Below are 15908 nucleotides of genomic sequence, written 5' to 3'. Positions count from 1 at the left end.
TATAACCTTTCTGTTTAAAAAGTTTAACTATTTATCCTCTGGCTAGCATTCTTTCAAGTGAGCTAAGAGCTTCAGCAGTAGTATGTTCATCTACTTGTATACGGTTATGAGGTTGCCCTTGCTCGATACTTTCTAAGCTCCATAACAAATGCGGAAGGTCGATGCGATTCATTGTTAAACAAGGACAAAAGTTTTCATTTAAGGAGACAATATGTTTATCAGGATGCTGCTTAATAATGCGATTGACAAGGTTCATTTCTGTTCCAATTGCCCATGCAGATCCGCTTGGAGCTCGATTGATTGTATCAATAATGTATTTTGTGGAGCCTGCATCATCAGCTGCTGCTACCACTTCACGGCTGCATTCAGGGTGAACGATAATGCTCATAGTTGGGTGTTTTTTACGAATAACCTCTGTATGTTGAACGGTAAAACCTTCGTGCACAGAGCAGTGACCCTTCCAAAGTATAACCTGAATATTTTCAAGAGGCTCTTTTGTTTCGAGCATGTTCTTATGTGGATTCCAAACAGCCATATTTTCAAGAGGTATACCTAAATCATAGGCAGTATTTCTTCCTAAATGTTGGTCAGGTAAAAAGAAGATCCGCTGTTTTTGGGTAAAAGCCCATTGAACAAGTTCCCTTGCATTCGATGAAGTGACACAAGCACCACCATGTCTTCCAGTAAAGGCTTTAATAGCCGCAGTTGAATTAACATAGGTTAGAGGAATAATCGTATCACCAAAGAGTTCTTGAAGAATTGGCCATGCTTGTTCTGTTTGATAAATATCAGCCATATCAGCCATTGAACAACCAGCGCGCATATCTGGTAAATAGACATGTTGCTGTTTCGTTGTCAGCATATCAGCAGTCTCTGCCATAAAATGCACACCGCAAAATACGATGTGTTCAGCTTCCTTATTTGCTGCAGATAATTGAGCTAACTGTAAAGAATCCCCGGTTGCATCTGCAAATTGAATGACTTCATCTTTTTGATAATGGTGCCCAGGAATAAATAATTTAGGCCCTAATTTTTTCTTTATTGATAAAATACGAGATTCCATTTCCTTTACAGATAGTGCCCGATAATGCTCTGGAAGTAATGACGTCTGTTGTAATAAACTAGTGATGGACAAGGGAATGATCTCCTTTCATTTGAACGAGTGCACTAATATCAAAAGCTTTAACTGAATGTGTTAGGGAGCCAAGTGAAATCCATTGAATACCTGATTGGGCATATGTCTTTAAATTTTCAAGTGTGATGCCCCCAGATGCTTCAGTCGCAATAGTTGGTGGAACAATGGGAAGCCATGCACGGATTTCTTCTGGGCTACGGTTATCAAACATTATAATATCTGCTCCTGCCTTGATAGCTTCTTCTAACTGTTCTTTTGTTTCAATTTCAACTTCAATTTTTACGGTATGCCCGACTTTCGCTCTTGCGGCTTGAACTGCGTTTGCTATGCTACCAGCAAAGGCAATATGATTATCCTTTAGCATAATTGCGTCATACAGGCCATTACGATGATTAAAAGCACCACCAATTCGAACAGCATATTTATCTAACATACGCAGTCCTGGTATTGTTTTACGGGTATCACATATTTTTGCATGAGTACCTACTGTTTCTTGAACGGCACGATTGGTCGCCGTTGCAATAGCAGACATTCGTTGAATAAGATTTAAAATGACACGCTCACCTATTAATAACTTTTGTAAGGGACCTTTAATCACAGCAAGCACATCACCTGACTTAACCATCTCTCCATCTTTTTTATGAAGGTTGACTTCGATTGATCGATCGAGTAAGAGAAAGCCATGCTCAATAATGAGTGCCCCGCAAAAAATTCCGCTTTCTTTCGCGTAAAAAGAAAAAGATCCTAGTTGATCGGCTGAAAAGATAAATTCACTCGATAAATCCCCATCTCCTAAATCCTCATTAAAAAATTGTTTGAGCATTTCCTCGAGTTTGATGATATTCATACAATGAGTTCCTCACTTTCATTTGTCCTTGCGAAAAAATAATCCATCGGCTTGCCCATTGTGCTTCCATTTCGGGTTTATCCGTCCGAATATGAGCTCCTCGTGTTTCCGTTCGCGTAATTGCTGCATGTGCCATTAATGTGGCGACTACATGCATCATAAATAATTCCAACTCAGCTAGTTCGAGACCATTTAAATTAACGTGAAGAAGTGATTGCAAGGAGGGCAATTGCTGAACAAAATGCTGCAAGTCATCAATATTTCTAACAATACCTAGGAACTGCATCATGTGTTGCTGTAATTGTGGTTTGCTAAATAAAGATGGCATTTTATCAGTACAATGAGGGTTTTCAAGTAAAAAATTTTTTTGATGACACCCTTTTTGAATGATGAACTGTGCCATTTTTTGACCAAATGTAATACCTTCCAATAGTGAATTACTTGCTAAACGATTTGCTCCATGTACGCCTGTACAGGCAACCTCACCGACTGCATATAGGTTAGGTATAGTAGTTCTTCCTTTGTCATCAGCAATAACACCACCCATCAAGAAATGACTTCCTGGAGCCACGGGGATAAGGCCATCCTGTAAATGAACGTGATTATCATGGCACAGCTGAGCAATTGTTGGAAATTTTGCTTCAAAGTCTTGAATGTTAGTGATATCAATAAACGTTTCTTCACCAGCTGCACGTTTTGTAAATAGGGCAAGTGCCGTAATATGTCTTGGTGCTAGGTCAAGTTGAGCATGTAAACCTGTCATAATGGGCTGATGCTGTGCGTTCACAAAAATACCCCCAGCACCTCTGACAGCTTCAGAAACTAATCCCTTTGCTTCATTTTTACACCAAAGAAGACTCGGGTGAAATTGCATAAATTCCATATCACTAATGGCAGCGCCTGCTCGAAATGCTAATGCGATCCCATCGCCTGTATTGGTTGGAAAATTAGATGTGCTTGAATAAAGGGCACCTGCACCACCTGTCGCTAAAATAACATGATGAGCCAAGTAACGTTTTGTACCTTTTTCTCCTTTAGTTAGTACTCCTACACAGTCACCATCTGTATTTCGTAAAAGCTCATATGCCATTTCATAGCAATTGATCTTTGTTTTGGGTGAGAGTTTATGAAGCAAGTAATCTATGAAAATCTGACCAGTACGATCACCACCTGCATGTAGAATACGATGATGACTATGTGCTCCTTCAAGTCCTAGAGCAGGTTTTCCATCGACCTGCCGATCAACAGGGAGGCCATTCTTTAGATAGTTTTGCATAATCTCCGTGCCATCTTTAATAAGTGTTTTAACATGCCTTTTCTCATGATGATACTCTCCAGCTTTTAATGTATCAGCCATATGGTGTTGAATATGATCCTCCTCACTTATAACAGCAGCAATACCACCTTGTGCACGATAAGAACTACTCATATATATAGATGATTTTGTAACAATTTGTATTTGAAAATGTTCTTCAAGCAGTAAAGCAGCTTGAAGTGCAGCAATGCCACTACCAATTATAAGGACGTCTGTCTTTACATCCATAGTTATACCTTCTTTACAGTTGTCTTGACACCTATCTTTACATAAAATAAAAAAGAAAACAAGACCCTATGAACAAGAGAGGAAGAAGATGATGATTTATATGGATTATGCTGCAACGTCACCAATGATGAGAGAATCTCTTGAGGCATATGTAGAGGTAGCACAACGTTATTATGGAAATAGTGCAAGCTTGCATGATCTAGGGGGACAAGCCCTTTATTTTGTCCAGCATTCAAGAGAGGTTGTAGCCCATGCCCTCGGTGTACGTAGTGATGGCGTAATTTTTACGGGTAGTGGCACAGAAGGAAATCTAATAGCCATCTTGTCGTTAGCACTAGCCTCAAAAAAAGGAAAACACATTATTTCATCCCAAGCTGAGCATACCTCAGTGCACGCAGCTTTGAATACACTTGAGAAAAAGGGCTTTACTGTAACAAAATTACCTTTGCAGAGGGATGGCTGCGTTGATCTGAGGCAATTGCAACAAGCAATCCGTGAAGATACTGCTTTAATTACCATTCAACATGTCAATTCTGAAATTGGTTCTATCCTGCCCGTGGAGAAAATCGTAGAGATAGCAAGAAAATCAAATATTTTCTGTCATGTTGATTGTGTACAATCATTTGGCAAACTAGCTATACCAAAAGGAGCAGATGCAATTACCATCTCGGCTCATAAAATAGGTGGGCCAAAGGGATGTGGGGCCATATATATTAACCCCGCAATCCGAGTACCTGCATTAACACCAGGTGTGACACATGAGAGGGGGCTCAGAGGAGGGACATTAGATACTCCTGCAATCGTGGCCTTTGCGGCGGCAATTGAAAACTATCAATATGAATTGCAACATTATGAAACTTTAAGAAATTATTTCGAAAATAACTTACCTGAAACATGTCAGATCGTTGAGTGTAAACAGCAACTACCTAATATTTGTGGGGTAATGATGGAGAAAGTAGAGGGGCAATATGTTCTTTTAAAGTTAAATGAGGCGGGAATCTGTATCTCTACAGGTAGTGCATGTGATATTCATAGTGAATCTGGAACAAAGGCCATTCTATCAATGGGTTTTTCTTTTGAAGCGGCACGCCAATTTTTTAGAATATCTTTTGGTCCTTCTACTACACTTGATGATATTGCAAAATTAAAAAGAGAGCTTGCAAATATTTAATGAGAGGACGAGTGAAGGATTATCTATATTCTTCACTTGTTTTGAAATAGATTATAAGCTAAGAATATAGGTGAAATAAAATAAATGTTTTCTTTTGAATCAACAATTGCTATAATATTTTGCAGGGCAATATTTTCTCTTACTTAACAAAAATATCTTTTAAAAGTAATAATTTCTTTTTTTTATAAAAAAGTATTGCACAATGTTAGAAAACGTTATACAATAATTCTTGTCTTGAAGGACAGGTAAACAACTTCAAAACAAGATACATAACAAAGTCTAGTGATGATGGCAAAGAGGTCACACCCGTTCCCATACCGAACACGGAAGTTAAGCTCTTTAGCGCCGATGGTAGTTGGGGGCTTCCCCCTGTGAGAGTAGGACGTCGCTAGGCATAACACCCAGGAGGATTAGCTCAGCTGGGAGAGCATCTGCCTTACAAGCAGAGGGTCGGCGGTTCGAGCCCGTCATCCTCCACCATATGCCGGTTTAGCTCAGCAGGTAGAGCAACTGACTTGTAATCAGTAGGTCGTGGGTTCGATTCCTATAGCCGGCACCATTTTTTCGAGCCATTAGCTCAGTTGGTAGAGCATCTGACTTTTAATCAGAGGGTCGAAGGTTCGAGTCCTTCATGGCTCACCATTTAGAAATAATAATAAGCGGGTGTGGCGGAATTGGCAGACGCACTAGACTTAGGATCTAGCGCCGCAAGGCGTGGGGGTTCGACTCCCTTCACCCGCACCATTATTTTCATTGCCAGATAAAAAACTTATGCACATGCGGAAGTAGTTCAGTGGTAGAACACCACCTTGCCAAGGTGGGGGTCGCGAGTTCGAACCTCGTCTTCCGCTCCAAATGTGCCGGGGTGGCGGAACTGGCAGACGCACAGGACTTAAAATCCTGCGGTAGGTGACTACCGTACCGGTTCGATTCCGGTCCTCGGCACCATTTTTAAATGCGCCCGTAGCTCAATTGGATAGAGCGTCTGACTACGGATCAGAAGGTTATGGGTTCGACTCCTGTCGGGCGCGCCAAAAGAACAACGGGAAGTAGCTCAGCTTGGTAGAGCACTTGGTTTGGGACCAAGGGGTCGCAGGTTCGAATCCTGTCTTCCCGACCATTTCCAAAAATTATGGGGCCTTAGCTCAGCTGGGAGAGCGCCTGCCTTGCACGCAGGAGGTCAGCGGTTCGATCCCGCTAGGCTCCACCATAAGTAAATTAACCAGTATAAAGATCCTGGCGGCGTAGCTCAGCTGGCTAGAGCGTACGGTTCATACCCGTAAGGTCGGGGGTTCGATCCCCTCTGCCGCCATCTTAAAGGACCTTTAGCTCAGTTGGTTAGAGCAGACGGCTCATAACCGTCCGGTCGCAGGTTCGAGTCCTGCAAGGTCCACCATTTATATATTGTAACGGAGGTATACCCAAGTCTGGCTGAAGGGATCGGTCTTGAAAACCGACAGGCGGGTAACACCGCGCGGGGGTTCGAATCCCTCTACCTCCTCCAGTTTTAAATTTTTATAAATGGTGCTTTAAAAACTCGAAACAGCATAAAATTATCGCGGGGTGGAGCAGTGGTAGCTCGTCGGGCTCATAACCCGAAGGTCGTTGGTTCAAATCCGGCCCCCGCAACCAAAAGGTCCCGTGGTGTAGCGGTTAACATGCCTGCCTGTCACGCAGGAGATCGCCGGTTCGATCCCGGTCGGGACCGCCATTTTTAAAATCAAAGTCATGAGAAGCAAAAGAGTGAGCAAGCTTAGCATGGACGAAATGGGTCAGTAGCTCAGTTGGTAGAGCATTAGATTGAAGCTCTAAGTGTCGGCGGTTCGATTCCGTCCTGACCCACCATTTATGCGGGTGTAGTTTAATGGTAAAACCTCAGCCTTCCAAGCTGATGTCGTGGGTTCGATTCCCATCACCCGCTCCAAGGGCCTATAGCTCAGCTGGTTAGAGCGCACGCCTGATAAGCGTGAGGTCGATGGTTCGAGTCCATTTAGGCCCACCATTATTCCGAAGTAGCTCAGTTGGTAGTAGCACCTGACTGTTAATCAGGTTGTCGCAGGTTCGAGTCCTGCCTTCGGAGCCATTTTTTATTTTGGGGAAGTACTCAAGAGGCTGAAGAGGCGCCCCTGCTAAGGGTGTAGGTCGGGTAACCGGCGCGAGGGTTCAAATCCCTCCTTCTCCGCCATGGGCCCGTTGGTCAAGTGGTTAAGACACCGCCCTTTCACGGCGGTAACACGGGTTCGAATCCCGTACGGGTCATACTAAGTGCAGTAGATGAATTTACATCTACTGCACTTTTTAATTTACTAGATACTTAGATTAATAACATACCTCTATTAAATGAAAGCCTACACAGATTAATCATTCTGTGTAGGCTTGTTGTTTTTCAAATTAGCGATTAAATTTTTCGTCCTTTTCCATATGGAATGCAAAGAGGTGTACCAAATATGGGATCTGCCGTCATTTGGCAATCAAGGTCAAACACATGACTAACTAAATCAGTTGTCATAATTTCTTCTGGTTTCCCTTGACGGTAGACACCACGGTCACGCACTGTAATAATATGATCGGCATAGCGACATGCAAGATTAATATCATGTAATACCATAATAATTGTTCGCTTTTGCTGTTGGTTTAAGTCATATAGTAAATCTAATACGTCTATTTGATGGGTTAAATCTAAGTATGTCGTAGGCTCGTCTAAAAGAATGATATCTGTATCTTGAGCAAGTGTCATAGCAATCCAAGCACGTTGACGTTGTCCTCCTGATAGCTCGTCTACTGGTCTATCTTGTAAATGCTCGGTACCTGTAGCTTTTAAAGCGTTTAAAACGATTTCTTCATCCTTTTCAGTCCATTGTTGACGCCAATTTTGGTAAGGGTAGCGGCCTTGTTTTACAAGTTGTAAGACAGTTAAGCCTTCTGGTGCAACAGGAGATTGGGGAAGAATAGAGAGGTTTTTAGCCACTTGTTTAGTTGATAATTTAAAAATATCCTCACCATTTAATAAAACGGAGCCTTTTTTAGGTTTTAATAATCGAGCAATGGAGCGCAAGAGTGTGGATTTACCACAGCCATTCGCTCCAATTAATACAGTAATTTCATTCAAAGGAATAGATAAATTGAGATCTTCGATAATATTGAAATCACCATAACTTAATGTTAGGGATTTGGTTAATAAAGATTCAGTCATGTAGTATAGACTCCTTTATTTATTTGGGTTTCTAAATAATAAATAGATAAAATAAGGTGCACCGATGGCAGCAGTAAAGACGCCTGCGGGTACTTCTAATGGGCTAAATGCTGTGCGACCTATAATATCTGCAACCATTACAAGTAATGCACCAATTGCTGCGGATGCTGGAATAAGTACACCGAATGATGAACCAACGATGCGTCGTGCGATATGAGGAGCCATTAATCCTACAAACCCAATGGCGCCAGCAAATGCTATAGCACTCGCTACAAGACTGGAGCATAATAGAATTAAATAAAGGCGAGTTTTTTGGACAGATTGCCCTAGGCTTGATGCTGTATCATCACCTAATTCTTGAACATTTAACTGTCGTGTGATAAATAAAGTGATAAGTAGAAGCATGATGATCAAAGGAACAACGATTTGTACTTGATCCCAATCTGCACTTTTGACACTCCCGGTAATCCACTTATTCGCTTCACTTGCTTGATAAATTGGGCCGATAATCATTAGCATTGTAGTAATTGCTTGCATGAATGCCGACACGCTAATACCGATTAAGACAAGACGATGTGGTGTGACACCATCTTTCCAAGCAAATAGGTAAACTATACATCCGACGATAGTAGCCCCTGTAAATCCTGCTAATGGCAACCATTCTATACTAACAGTTAAAGAGTGATTGGAATCACTGAAAATGGCTAAGAAACCAACAACCGCTGCCCCACCACCAGCAGATATGCCGATTATATCAGGTGAGGCAAGTGGATTTTTAATGATTCCTTGTAAAACTGCACCTGCTACGGCTAATGCCATTCCAGCAAACAAAGCCATGAAAATTCGAGGCATTCGAAAATCAATAATGATCAGTTGATCAAAATCTGAGCCGTAACCAAAAAAAGCTTGTAAAACTTTTAATGGATTGATGAATGAATCACCAAATGATGCACTAAGAAAGAAAACAGCAAGAGCTAGTAGGCAAATCACTATTAATTTTTTTATAGCTTGTACATCTAATAAAAATGAAATTTTTTGTTGAAGTAGACGAATTGTTTTTACATGTTTCATTATTTTTTTCCACCTTTTCGCGCAAGGTAAATAAAGAATGGTGTGCCAATCATAGCTGTCATGACTCCTACTGGAACTTCTTGAGGCATGATAATATAACGAGCCGCAACATCAGCCAGCAATAAAAGGATCCCCCCAAGTAAAGCAGCCATAGGAATAAGCCATCGATGATCGGTGCCGACAAACTTGCGCGCAAAATGGGGAACGACAATCCCTATAAAACCAATGGGGCCAGCAATTGCAACTGCTCCACCAGCTAAAAAAATAACAATAAGACCTACTAATATCTTCATAAGTCCTAAACGTAAACCAAGACCTCTTGCTACATCATCACCTAGAGCGAGAATATTCATTTTAGGGGAAATGATGAGAGCAGCAATCCACCCAATTACTAAATAAGGTAGAACAGAAAGTAAAATTTCAAGTTTTCTACCTTGTACAGAGCCTGCTAACCAAAACAAAACTTGATCAAGCTCTGCTTCATTTGTAGCGAGTAAACCTTGTGTAAATGATGCAAATAGGGCACTAATGGCAGCACCAGCTAAAGTTATTTTCACTGGAGTAACAGCATCTCTACCTGAGAAACTAATCCCATAAACGGATAATGCAGCGATTGCTGCACCAAGAAATGCAATCCATGCAAAAGATTGCAAGCTTGAAATGTGGAAAAAAATCATAGCAAAAACAACAGCAAAGCCTGCTCCTGCATTAATGCCCAAAATTCCAGGAGAGGCTAATGGATTTTTCGTTAAGGTCTGCATAAGCACGCCTGTAATGGCTAACGAAGCACCAACGCAACTGGCTATAAGAGCTCTTGGAATTCGAACATTTTGAATAATAAGATGCTCATTTGAATTGTTAAATTGTTTAAAAGATTCATACGTAGTTTGAATAGAGGTATTTGCATAACCGTACACAATACTGATCCCCATACAAAGAAGTAATAGTAAAACTCCTACTAGTAAAGCAATCATCTTGGAATAATTATTTTGTAATATCATATTTAACGTGTACTCTTTTCTTGGGAAATTATTAAATTAGTTATTGACATTGATAGATACATCCAATACGATTAATATCGTTCTCAGACAAATGAAAGTGATTTTCATTCTCGTCTGATATGCTTAAACATTTTATCATATACAATGGAGGAAGAAAAGGTGCAAAAAGCATTTCAAAAACTATTAGTTTTGCTGGCTGTGGTTGCTATTTTTGTTCTGGCAGCTTGCGGTACTTCTAAGGATGATACCAAAGAAGAAAGTACAAAAGAAAGCAATGCTTACAGTGTTGACCATGCAATGGGGACAACTGAAGTAAAAGACACACCAAAACGTATTGTTGTTTTAACTAATGAGGGAACAGAAGCATTATTAGCTCTAGGAATTAAACCAGTAGGTGCGGTACAATCTTGGACAGGCGATCCATGGTATGATCACATTAAGGATCAAATGGAAGGTGTGGAGGTTGTCGGTATTGAACATGAAATTAATATCGAAAAAATAGCTTCTTTGAAGCCAGATTTAATCATTGGCAATAAATTACGACAAGAAAAAGATTATGCTAAACTTAGCAAAATTGCTCCAACTGTATTTTCTGATACATTACGCGGTGACTGGAAAGAGAATTTTAAATTATACGCAAAAGCAGTAAACCAAGAAACAAAAGGTGAAGAAGTGCTAAAAGCTTACGAAGATAAGCTACAAGCACTGAAAGAAGAACTTGGAGAACAAACAAACCAAGAAGTTTCATTTGTACGCTTTATGGCTGATAAATCTCGTATCTATTACACAGATTCATTCTCAGGTGTGATTTTTGATGCTTTAGGATTTAAACGTGTTGCAGCGCAAGCAGATTTATTTAAAGATAATGCAAAACTAGGAAACTTAGCGATTGAAGTAGGGAAAGAAGCGATCCCTCAAATGGATGGGGATGTTATTTTCTACTTCACGTACATGCCAACAGGTGATGACTCAGCATTAGCAACTGAACAAGAGTGGACACAAGACCCACTATGGAAAAACCTAACGGCTGTCCAAAAAGGCAATGCACATAAAGTGGATGATGTCATTTGGAATACGGCTGGAGGCATTTTAGCTGCGAATATTATGCTAGATCAAGTGGAAGAAATCTTTGTTAAATAATTTTCTCATAAACTATACATTTATCGGTGTTCGATGAATGTATAGTTTTTTTACTTCCTAATATATACTCTCCTGGTACTTTAAAGTTAGATAGACTATGATGTAGATATTGACCGTAAATTGAGGGGGGATATCGATGAACGAAAAATTAAGGTGGGTTTATAATCAGCATTATTTAGAGCAAGACAATGTAAAACAAGCAACAGCAATACTTCCCTTTTTCTCACTGGACCAAGTAAAGAGGGTTAGTCAGTTTCAGCGTACATATGATCAATTTGAGAAGACACCTCTCCATCAACTTGATGCACTTGCTTCATGTATGGATGTAGAAAAGATCTTCGTTAAAGATGAATCTTATCGATTTGGTTTAAATGCCTTTAAAGTTTTAGGCGGTATTTATGCAATTGCGCAATATGTTGCCAATAAGCTTGGGAGGAATATAGAGGAGCTATCGTTTGAACAGTTAAAATCTCCAGAAGTAAGAGCGCAAGTAGGCAATTTAACATTTATTTCAACGACAGATGGTAATCATGGTCGTGGTGTGGCATGGGCAGCCAGAGAACTGGGTTTTCAAGCGCGAATATATATGCCAGCTGGCAGCGCGGCTGAGCGTCTACAGCATATTAAAAATGAAGGGGCTTTTGCTGAAATTACGACAATGAATTATGACGATACTGTTCGTTATACCTCACAGCTTGCACTAGAAAATGGTTGGGTATTGATTCAGGATACAATGTGGGAGGGCTATGATGAAATTCCATTATGGATTATGCAAGGGTACACAACCCTTGTACAGGAGATTGTTGAACAGATTCAGCAAGCCCCAACACATGTATTTTTGCAAGCTGGTGTTGGGTCCTTTGCAGGATCGGTTGTAGCATTTTTACAACAATTCTATGAGCAAGAAATTACATTTGTCTTGGTTGAGCCACATGTCGCTAATTGCTATTATGAAAGCTTTAAGAAAAATACAGATCAATTTGTCACTGTTGGTGGGGAGATGCAAACTATAATGGCAGGTCTTGCTTGTGGTGAACCGAATCCACAGGCTTGGCAAATCTTAAAAGCCTACACAAAAATAAGTATCTCCTGTGAGGAAGAAATAGCAGCAACAGGTATGCGCGTTCTAGGAAATCCTTTAGCTACAGACACTCGCATTATAGCAGGTGAATCAGGAGCGGCGCCATTTGGTTGCTTTTATGAAATAATGGTAAATGATCAATATCAAGAATTAAAACAAGCCTTGCACCTAAATGAACAGGCGAGGGTGCTGTTTATTAATACAGAGGGTGATACAGATAAAGAGAGTTATCAACAAATAGTATGGCATGGGAAATATGCGAATCAATAGCAAACTAGTGATTTACTAGTTTGCTATTTTTACTTTTGTAAAAGGAATTGAAAGTATAATTAAGTTTAATTAAATTTTTTTATTTTGCTCTTGACCTTAACGTTGCGTCAAAGCTTACAGTAGCATTAGTGGAGGTGATGAGATGGAATATACCATTCAGGAGCTTGCTCAACTATCGGGTGTTAGTACAAGAACATTGCGTTATTATGATGAAATTGGATTGCTGAAACCAGCAAGAACCAATGAGGCAGGTTATCGATTTTATGGCCAATGGGAGGTCGATATGTTGCAGCAGATTTTATTTTACCGTGCTTTGGATATGAAATTAGCGACAATTCAGGCTATTATTCAAGCACCAAACTTTCAGCATGCTGAGGCGCTCAAAACACATAGAGCTGCTTTGCTTCAACGCAAAGAGCAGTTGGAAACGATCTTACAGACAGTAGAAAAAACAATACAATCCATTGAGGAGGAACAACCAATGTCTAATGAAGAAAAATTTAAAGGCTTTAAAGAAAAGTTAATTGAGAATAACGAAAAGCAGTACGGCAAAGAAATCCGTGAGAAATATGGGAATGAAACAGTGGATGCATCCAATGCTAAGCTTATGAACATGACGGAGCAACAATATGAAGCGATGCAACAGCTAGAACAGCAAATGTTTGAACGCTTAGCAGAGGCAATGAAACTTGGAGATCCTACAAGTGACATTGCAATGGAAGTTGCAGAGTTGCATAAACGCTGGCTGAACTTTACGTGGAAAGAGTATTCCAAGGAGGCACATGCAGGGCTGGCACAAATGTATATTGCTGATGATCGTTTTACAGCTTATTATGATGAGCGTGGTGAAACAGGAGCAGCGCAATTTTTACATGACGCGATTATAGCTTATACAAGTTAATAGATAGGTCTTCCTTATGCTGACATGTTTTAGAAATCGTAAATTAGGAAAAAATGAAAGCATGAGGAGGAGATTATTGTGAATCAACAAGTAATGCAACAATTAAAAAGACAACTAGAGCAAGAATTACAAGAAATAGAACAACGAATAGAGCAATCAGAGCGACCACAAGCGACAGAACTATCAAATTATGATAATCATCCAGCAGACAATGCTAGTGATTTAACGGATCAGCTTACAGAAATGGCTATAGATGAGCATCGTGGTGATAATGCTGAAGAAATAAAAGAAGCTCTTCAGGCAATGGCAGACGGTACATATGGCAAGTGTGCAGTCTGTGGTAAAGAAATTCCGATTGGTCGCTTAGAGGCAATGCCACAAGCTCTGACATGTGTGGAGCATGCAGAAAAGAAAGAAGACAATTTACGCCCAGTGGAAGAAGATGTTCTTTCTTCAACACCAAAATCAGATGATTTTATTGAGCTGGAGGAATTCGGCTCTTCTGATACACCACAGGATAAAATTTAGTAAGTTTTTCCTCGCAGAAGCAGTATAATAACTGTAGAGGTGAGGATATGAAGATTATTGATTTACATTGTGATGCGCTTTTAAAGTTAACTACTCTTGAAACGGCCAATTTTGCTGATGATGTGCGAATACATGCTAATCAAAAAAGATTGCAATTAGGGCAAGTAGAGGCTCAAGTGTTCGCTATCTTTATTGACCCAACAATCCCACAAAGTCTACAATTTCTTGAGGTCATGCGCCAAATCGAAGCGTTCCATACTCACGTCTTACAAACAGAGGGCATGGTGCATATTACAGATTGGGCACAGTTAGATCGATTAGCTCCACACGAAATAGGAGCCATTTTAAGCCTAGAGGGCTGTAGTGCCATTGGCGAAGATTTAACAAAGCTGACAGCTGTACTTGATGCAGGGGTGAAATTAGTAGGTTTAACGTGGAATGAAGAAAATGCTGTGGCCCATGGTGCTGAACAGGATGCAACTCTTGGATTAAAGCCATTTGGTAAAGAAGTTATACAATTATTAAATGAACGCGATATTATTATTGATGTGTCCCATCTAAATGAGCAAAGCTTTTGGGATGTCTTGCCGCTTGCGAAGCATATTATTGCAAGTCATAGTAATGCACGTGCACTATGTGACCACCCGCGTAACTTAACAGATGCACAGGCAAAGGCACTTGTAGAGGCTGGAGGACATATCCATGTTGTTTATTTCCCACTCTTTATTGGCGAAGATGCAACACTAGACCATCTAGTGGGGCATGTAGCGCATTTAGCGAAACTGGTAGGCGTGGAGCATATAGGATTAGGCTCCGATTTTGATGGGATTGATAGGACTGTCAGTGGCTTAGCACATGCAGGAGAGGCACAAAATTTACTAGAGGCATTACGTACACGCTTTTCAGATGAAGAAGTGTATGGTATTGCAAGCCAAAATTTCCGATGCTATGTAAAAAAAGCAGCAACCCGTTAAGGTTGCTGCATCTTAATAAAAGAAATAATGAATTAATAAACCGATTCCTAATAGGAAGCCGAAGAATGTGTTTGTTTGCGCTGTATATTTCATCGCAGGCATTACCTCTTTGGCTTCTTTTTTGTCTCGGAAAATTTGAATGGCACGTAATGGTTTTGGAATGCTTAGGAAGATGATTAATGCCCAAAACGTAATGCCATCAACGGCTACAAGAGCAATCACCCATAAATAGGAGACGATAAAAAAGCCTGATAATACGGAAATTGCATTGTCTCGTCCTACCAAAATAGCCAAGGTTTTTCGTCCGCCTTCTGTATCGCCAACAATATCACGTATATTGTTCGATAGCATAATGGCACCGACTAAAATCATGCTTGGTACAGAAAGCAAGACAGCATCCAATGTTACTGTAAGCGCTTGAATATAGAAGGCAATTAATACAATGCCCATCCCCATTACTGCGCCAGAAACAATTTCACCAAATGGCGAATAGGCGATTGGGTACGGTCCACCTGTATATAAAAAGCCAATAAGCATACAAACAAGTCCGACAGCAGCTAACCACCAAGATGTGGAGGCACATATGTAAATGCCAAGAAGCATGGCAATAGCATAAAAGCTTAATGCAATCATCATAATTGTTTTTGGCTGTACACCATGACGGACAATTGTTCCGCCAATCCCGACGGAATGCTCGTTATCTAATCCTAATTTGTAATCATAATATTCATTGAACATATTCGTTGCTGCTTGTATAAGCATACTTGCAATGAGCATAGCAAAAAATAGTCCAAAATCAATTGTTTCTTTTTCAATTGCTAAGGCAATTGCTGTTCCTAGAAATACTGGAACAAATGAAGCGGTTAAAGTATGTGGACGTGTTAAATGCCACCAAACTTTAAAACCCCTATCAGCTTCAATGACTTTGGTCATAAGGTCTTTCTCTCCTTCAAATGTTGTCGACTCTTCTTATTTTAAACGAAGATTGAGAAAATGGGTAGGTTCACAGCTTATTACATACTGTTTAATGAAAAAAAGTGATACAATAGAACA

General features: G+C 40.2%; 13 protein-coding genes, 20 tRNA genes and 1 rRNA gene. 27 read left to right on the top strand and 7 right to left on the bottom strand.

The features are described 5' to 3' along the window. Window positions 1-31: 31 nt before the first annotated feature. From nadA to nadB, 3 genes are read right to left on the bottom strand one after another with little or no spacing between them, the layout of a single operon-like run. A complete protein-coding gene (nadA, locus tag MHB39_RS17660; RefSeq protein WP_342544741.1) occupies window positions 32-1135 on the bottom strand; it encodes a quinolinate synthase NadA in 1104 nt (367 codons plus the stop codon). Continuing rightward, window positions 1122-1982: a carboxylating nicotinate-nucleotide diphosphorylase gene (gene nadC, locus MHB39_RS17655; protein ID WP_036074902.1), complete on the bottom strand. Its 861-nt coding sequence runs from the start codon at window positions 1980-1982 to the stop codon at window positions 1122-1124. Before nadC ends, nadA begins: the two co-directional genes overlap by 14 nt. Further along, window positions 1939-3525, bottom strand: coding sequence for an L-aspartate oxidase (nadB, locus tag MHB39_RS17650; protein WP_312127318.1), 1587 nt, complete (start codon window positions 3523-3525; stop codon window positions 1939-1941). Before nadB ends, nadC begins: the two co-directional genes overlap by 44 nt. An 88-nt stretch (window positions 3526-3613) precedes the next feature. On the opposite strand from nadB, the gene MHB39_RS17645 reads away from it, so the two are divergent. From MHB39_RS17645 to MHB39_RS17540, 22 genes are all read left to right on the top strand, one after another. Continuing rightward, complete coding sequence (locus MHB39_RS17645) at window positions 3614-4696, top strand: cysteine desulfurase family protein (protein WP_016995535.1); 1083 nt, start codon at window positions 3614-3616, stop codon at window positions 4694-4696. 278 nt (window positions 4697-4974) lie between these two features. After that, window positions 4975-5090 (top strand): 5S ribosomal RNA (rrf, locus tag MHB39_RS17640). A gap of 10 nt (window positions 5091-5100) precedes the next feature. Beyond that, window positions 5101-5176, top strand: a tRNA-Val gene (locus tag MHB39_RS17635). A 3-nt stretch (window positions 5177-5179) separates the two neighbouring features. Beyond that, window positions 5180-5255: transfer RNA gene (locus MHB39_RS17630), tRNA-Thr, on the top strand. A gap of 7 nt (window positions 5256-5262) precedes the next feature. Continuing rightward, window positions 5263-5338 (top strand) — tRNA-Lys (locus MHB39_RS17625). 17 nt (window positions 5339-5355) lie between these two features. After that, window positions 5356-5440: transfer RNA gene (locus MHB39_RS17620), tRNA-Leu, on the top strand. Window positions 5441-5475: 35 nt separating this feature from the next. Beyond that, window positions 5476-5550, top strand: a tRNA-Gly gene (locus MHB39_RS17615). 5 nt (window positions 5551-5555) lie between these two features. After that, window positions 5556-5644: transfer RNA gene (locus tag MHB39_RS17610), tRNA-Leu, on the top strand. Between the two features lie 9 nt (window positions 5645-5653). Continuing rightward, window positions 5654-5730, top strand: a tRNA-Arg gene (locus tag MHB39_RS17605). A 9-nt stretch (window positions 5731-5739) separates the two neighbouring features. Next, window positions 5740-5816 (top strand) — tRNA-Pro (locus MHB39_RS17600). A gap of 14 nt (window positions 5817-5830) precedes the next feature. After that, window positions 5831-5906 (top strand) — tRNA-Ala (locus tag MHB39_RS17595). Between the two features lie 28 nt (window positions 5907-5934). Next, window positions 5935-6008: transfer RNA gene (locus MHB39_RS17590), tRNA-Met, on the top strand. Window positions 6009-6015: 7 nt separating this feature from the next. Next, window positions 6016-6092 (top strand) — tRNA-Ile (locus MHB39_RS17585). Between the two features lie 15 nt (window positions 6093-6107). Then, a tRNA-Ser gene (locus tag MHB39_RS17580) sits at window positions 6108-6200 on the top strand. Window positions 6201-6253: 53 nt separating this feature from the next. Continuing rightward, window positions 6254-6328: transfer RNA gene (locus MHB39_RS17575), tRNA-Met, on the top strand. 3 nt (window positions 6329-6331) lie between these two features. Then, window positions 6332-6407, top strand: a tRNA-Asp gene (locus tag MHB39_RS17570). Window positions 6408-6465: 58 nt separating this feature from the next. Then, window positions 6466-6541, top strand: a tRNA-Phe gene (locus MHB39_RS17565). A gap of 5 nt (window positions 6542-6546) precedes the next feature. Then, window positions 6547-6620, top strand: a tRNA-Gly gene (locus tag MHB39_RS17560). A 1-nt stretch (window position 6621) separates the two neighbouring features. Further along, window positions 6622-6698: transfer RNA gene (locus MHB39_RS17555), tRNA-Ile, on the top strand. A gap of 4 nt (window positions 6699-6702) precedes the next feature. After that, window positions 6703-6779 (top strand) — tRNA-Asn (locus MHB39_RS17550). A gap of 11 nt (window positions 6780-6790) precedes the next feature. Continuing rightward, a tRNA-Ser gene (locus MHB39_RS17545) sits at window positions 6791-6881 on the top strand. Between the two features lie 2 nt (window positions 6882-6883). Next, window positions 6884-6955, top strand: a tRNA-Glu gene (locus MHB39_RS17540). A gap of 139 nt (window positions 6956-7094) precedes the next feature. Here the strand turns inward: MHB39_RS17540 and MHB39_RS17535 are convergent. Genes MHB39_RS17535 through MHB39_RS17525 form a run of 3 tightly spaced genes read right to left on the bottom strand, consistent with a single transcriptional unit; the run spans window position 7095 to window position 9961 of the window. Beyond that, entirely contained in the window at window positions 7095-7889 is a 795-nt protein-coding gene (locus MHB39_RS17535) for an ABC transporter ATP-binding protein (protein WP_036078508.1), read from the bottom strand. A 15-nt stretch (window positions 7890-7904) separates the two neighbouring features. Further along, window positions 7905-8960, bottom strand: a complete 1056-nt coding sequence (locus MHB39_RS17530) for an iron ABC transporter permease (protein ID WP_333005385.1) — start codon at window positions 8958-8960, stop codon at window positions 7905-7907. Then, window positions 8960-9961, bottom strand: coding sequence for an iron ABC transporter permease (locus tag MHB39_RS17525; protein WP_342544737.1), 1002 nt, complete (start codon window positions 9959-9961; stop codon window positions 8960-8962). Before MHB39_RS17525 ends, MHB39_RS17530 begins: the two co-directional genes overlap by 1 nt. Window positions 9962-10105: 144 nt before the next feature. Between MHB39_RS17525 and MHB39_RS17520 the strand changes: the two genes are divergently transcribed. The 5 genes from MHB39_RS17520 to MHB39_RS17500 all read left to right on the top strand — a co-directional run bounded on the left by MHB39_RS17520 (window position 10106) and on the right by MHB39_RS17500 (window position 14855). Next, a complete protein-coding gene (locus MHB39_RS17520) occupies window positions 10106-11101 on the top strand; it encodes an iron-siderophore ABC transporter substrate-binding protein (RefSeq protein ID WP_342544736.1) in 996 nt (331 codons plus the stop codon). Window positions 11102-11237: 136 nt separating this feature from the next. Beyond that, window positions 11238-12452, top strand: coding sequence for a diaminopropionate ammonia-lyase (locus MHB39_RS17515; RefSeq protein WP_342544735.1), 1215 nt, complete (start codon window positions 11238-11240; stop codon window positions 12450-12452). Between the two features lie 142 nt (window positions 12453-12594). Next, the gene (locus tag MHB39_RS17510) at window positions 12595-13353 is read left to right on the top strand and encodes a MerR family transcriptional regulator (RefSeq protein ID WP_036078498.1); all 759 of its coding nucleotides are present in this window, start codon (window positions 12595-12597) and stop codon (window positions 13351-13353) included. Window positions 13354-13431: 78 nt separating this feature from the next. Beyond that, window positions 13432-13881 carry a TraR/DksA C4-type zinc finger protein gene (locus tag MHB39_RS17505; protein ID WP_036078497.1) on the top strand — a complete coding sequence of 150 codons (450 nt, stop codon included), beginning with the start codon at window positions 13432-13434 and terminating at the stop codon, window positions 13879-13881. A 47-nt stretch (window positions 13882-13928) separates the two neighbouring features. Beyond that, window positions 13929-14855, top strand: a complete 927-nt coding sequence (locus tag MHB39_RS17500; RefSeq protein WP_036078495.1) for a dipeptidase — start codon at window positions 13929-13931, stop codon at window positions 14853-14855. 12 nt (window positions 14856-14867) lie between these two features. Here the strand turns inward: MHB39_RS17500 and MHB39_RS17495 are convergent, their stop codons facing one another. Beyond that, a complete protein-coding gene (locus MHB39_RS17495; RefSeq protein ID WP_036078494.1) occupies window positions 14868-15788 on the bottom strand; it encodes a 1,4-dihydroxy-2-naphthoate polyprenyltransferase in 921 nt (306 codons plus the stop codon). Window positions 15789-15908 lie beyond the last annotated feature (120 nt).

It is taken from the genome of Lysinibacillus sp. FSL K6-4013 (assembly GCF_038630435.1).
GTDB classification, from domain to species: Bacteria; Bacillota; Bacilli; order Bacillales_A; family Planococcaceae; genus Lysinibacillus; species Lysinibacillus boronitolerans.
The sequence above is the reverse complement of the archived record's forward strand: the minus strand, read 5'-3'. Positions and strand labels throughout refer to the sequence as shown.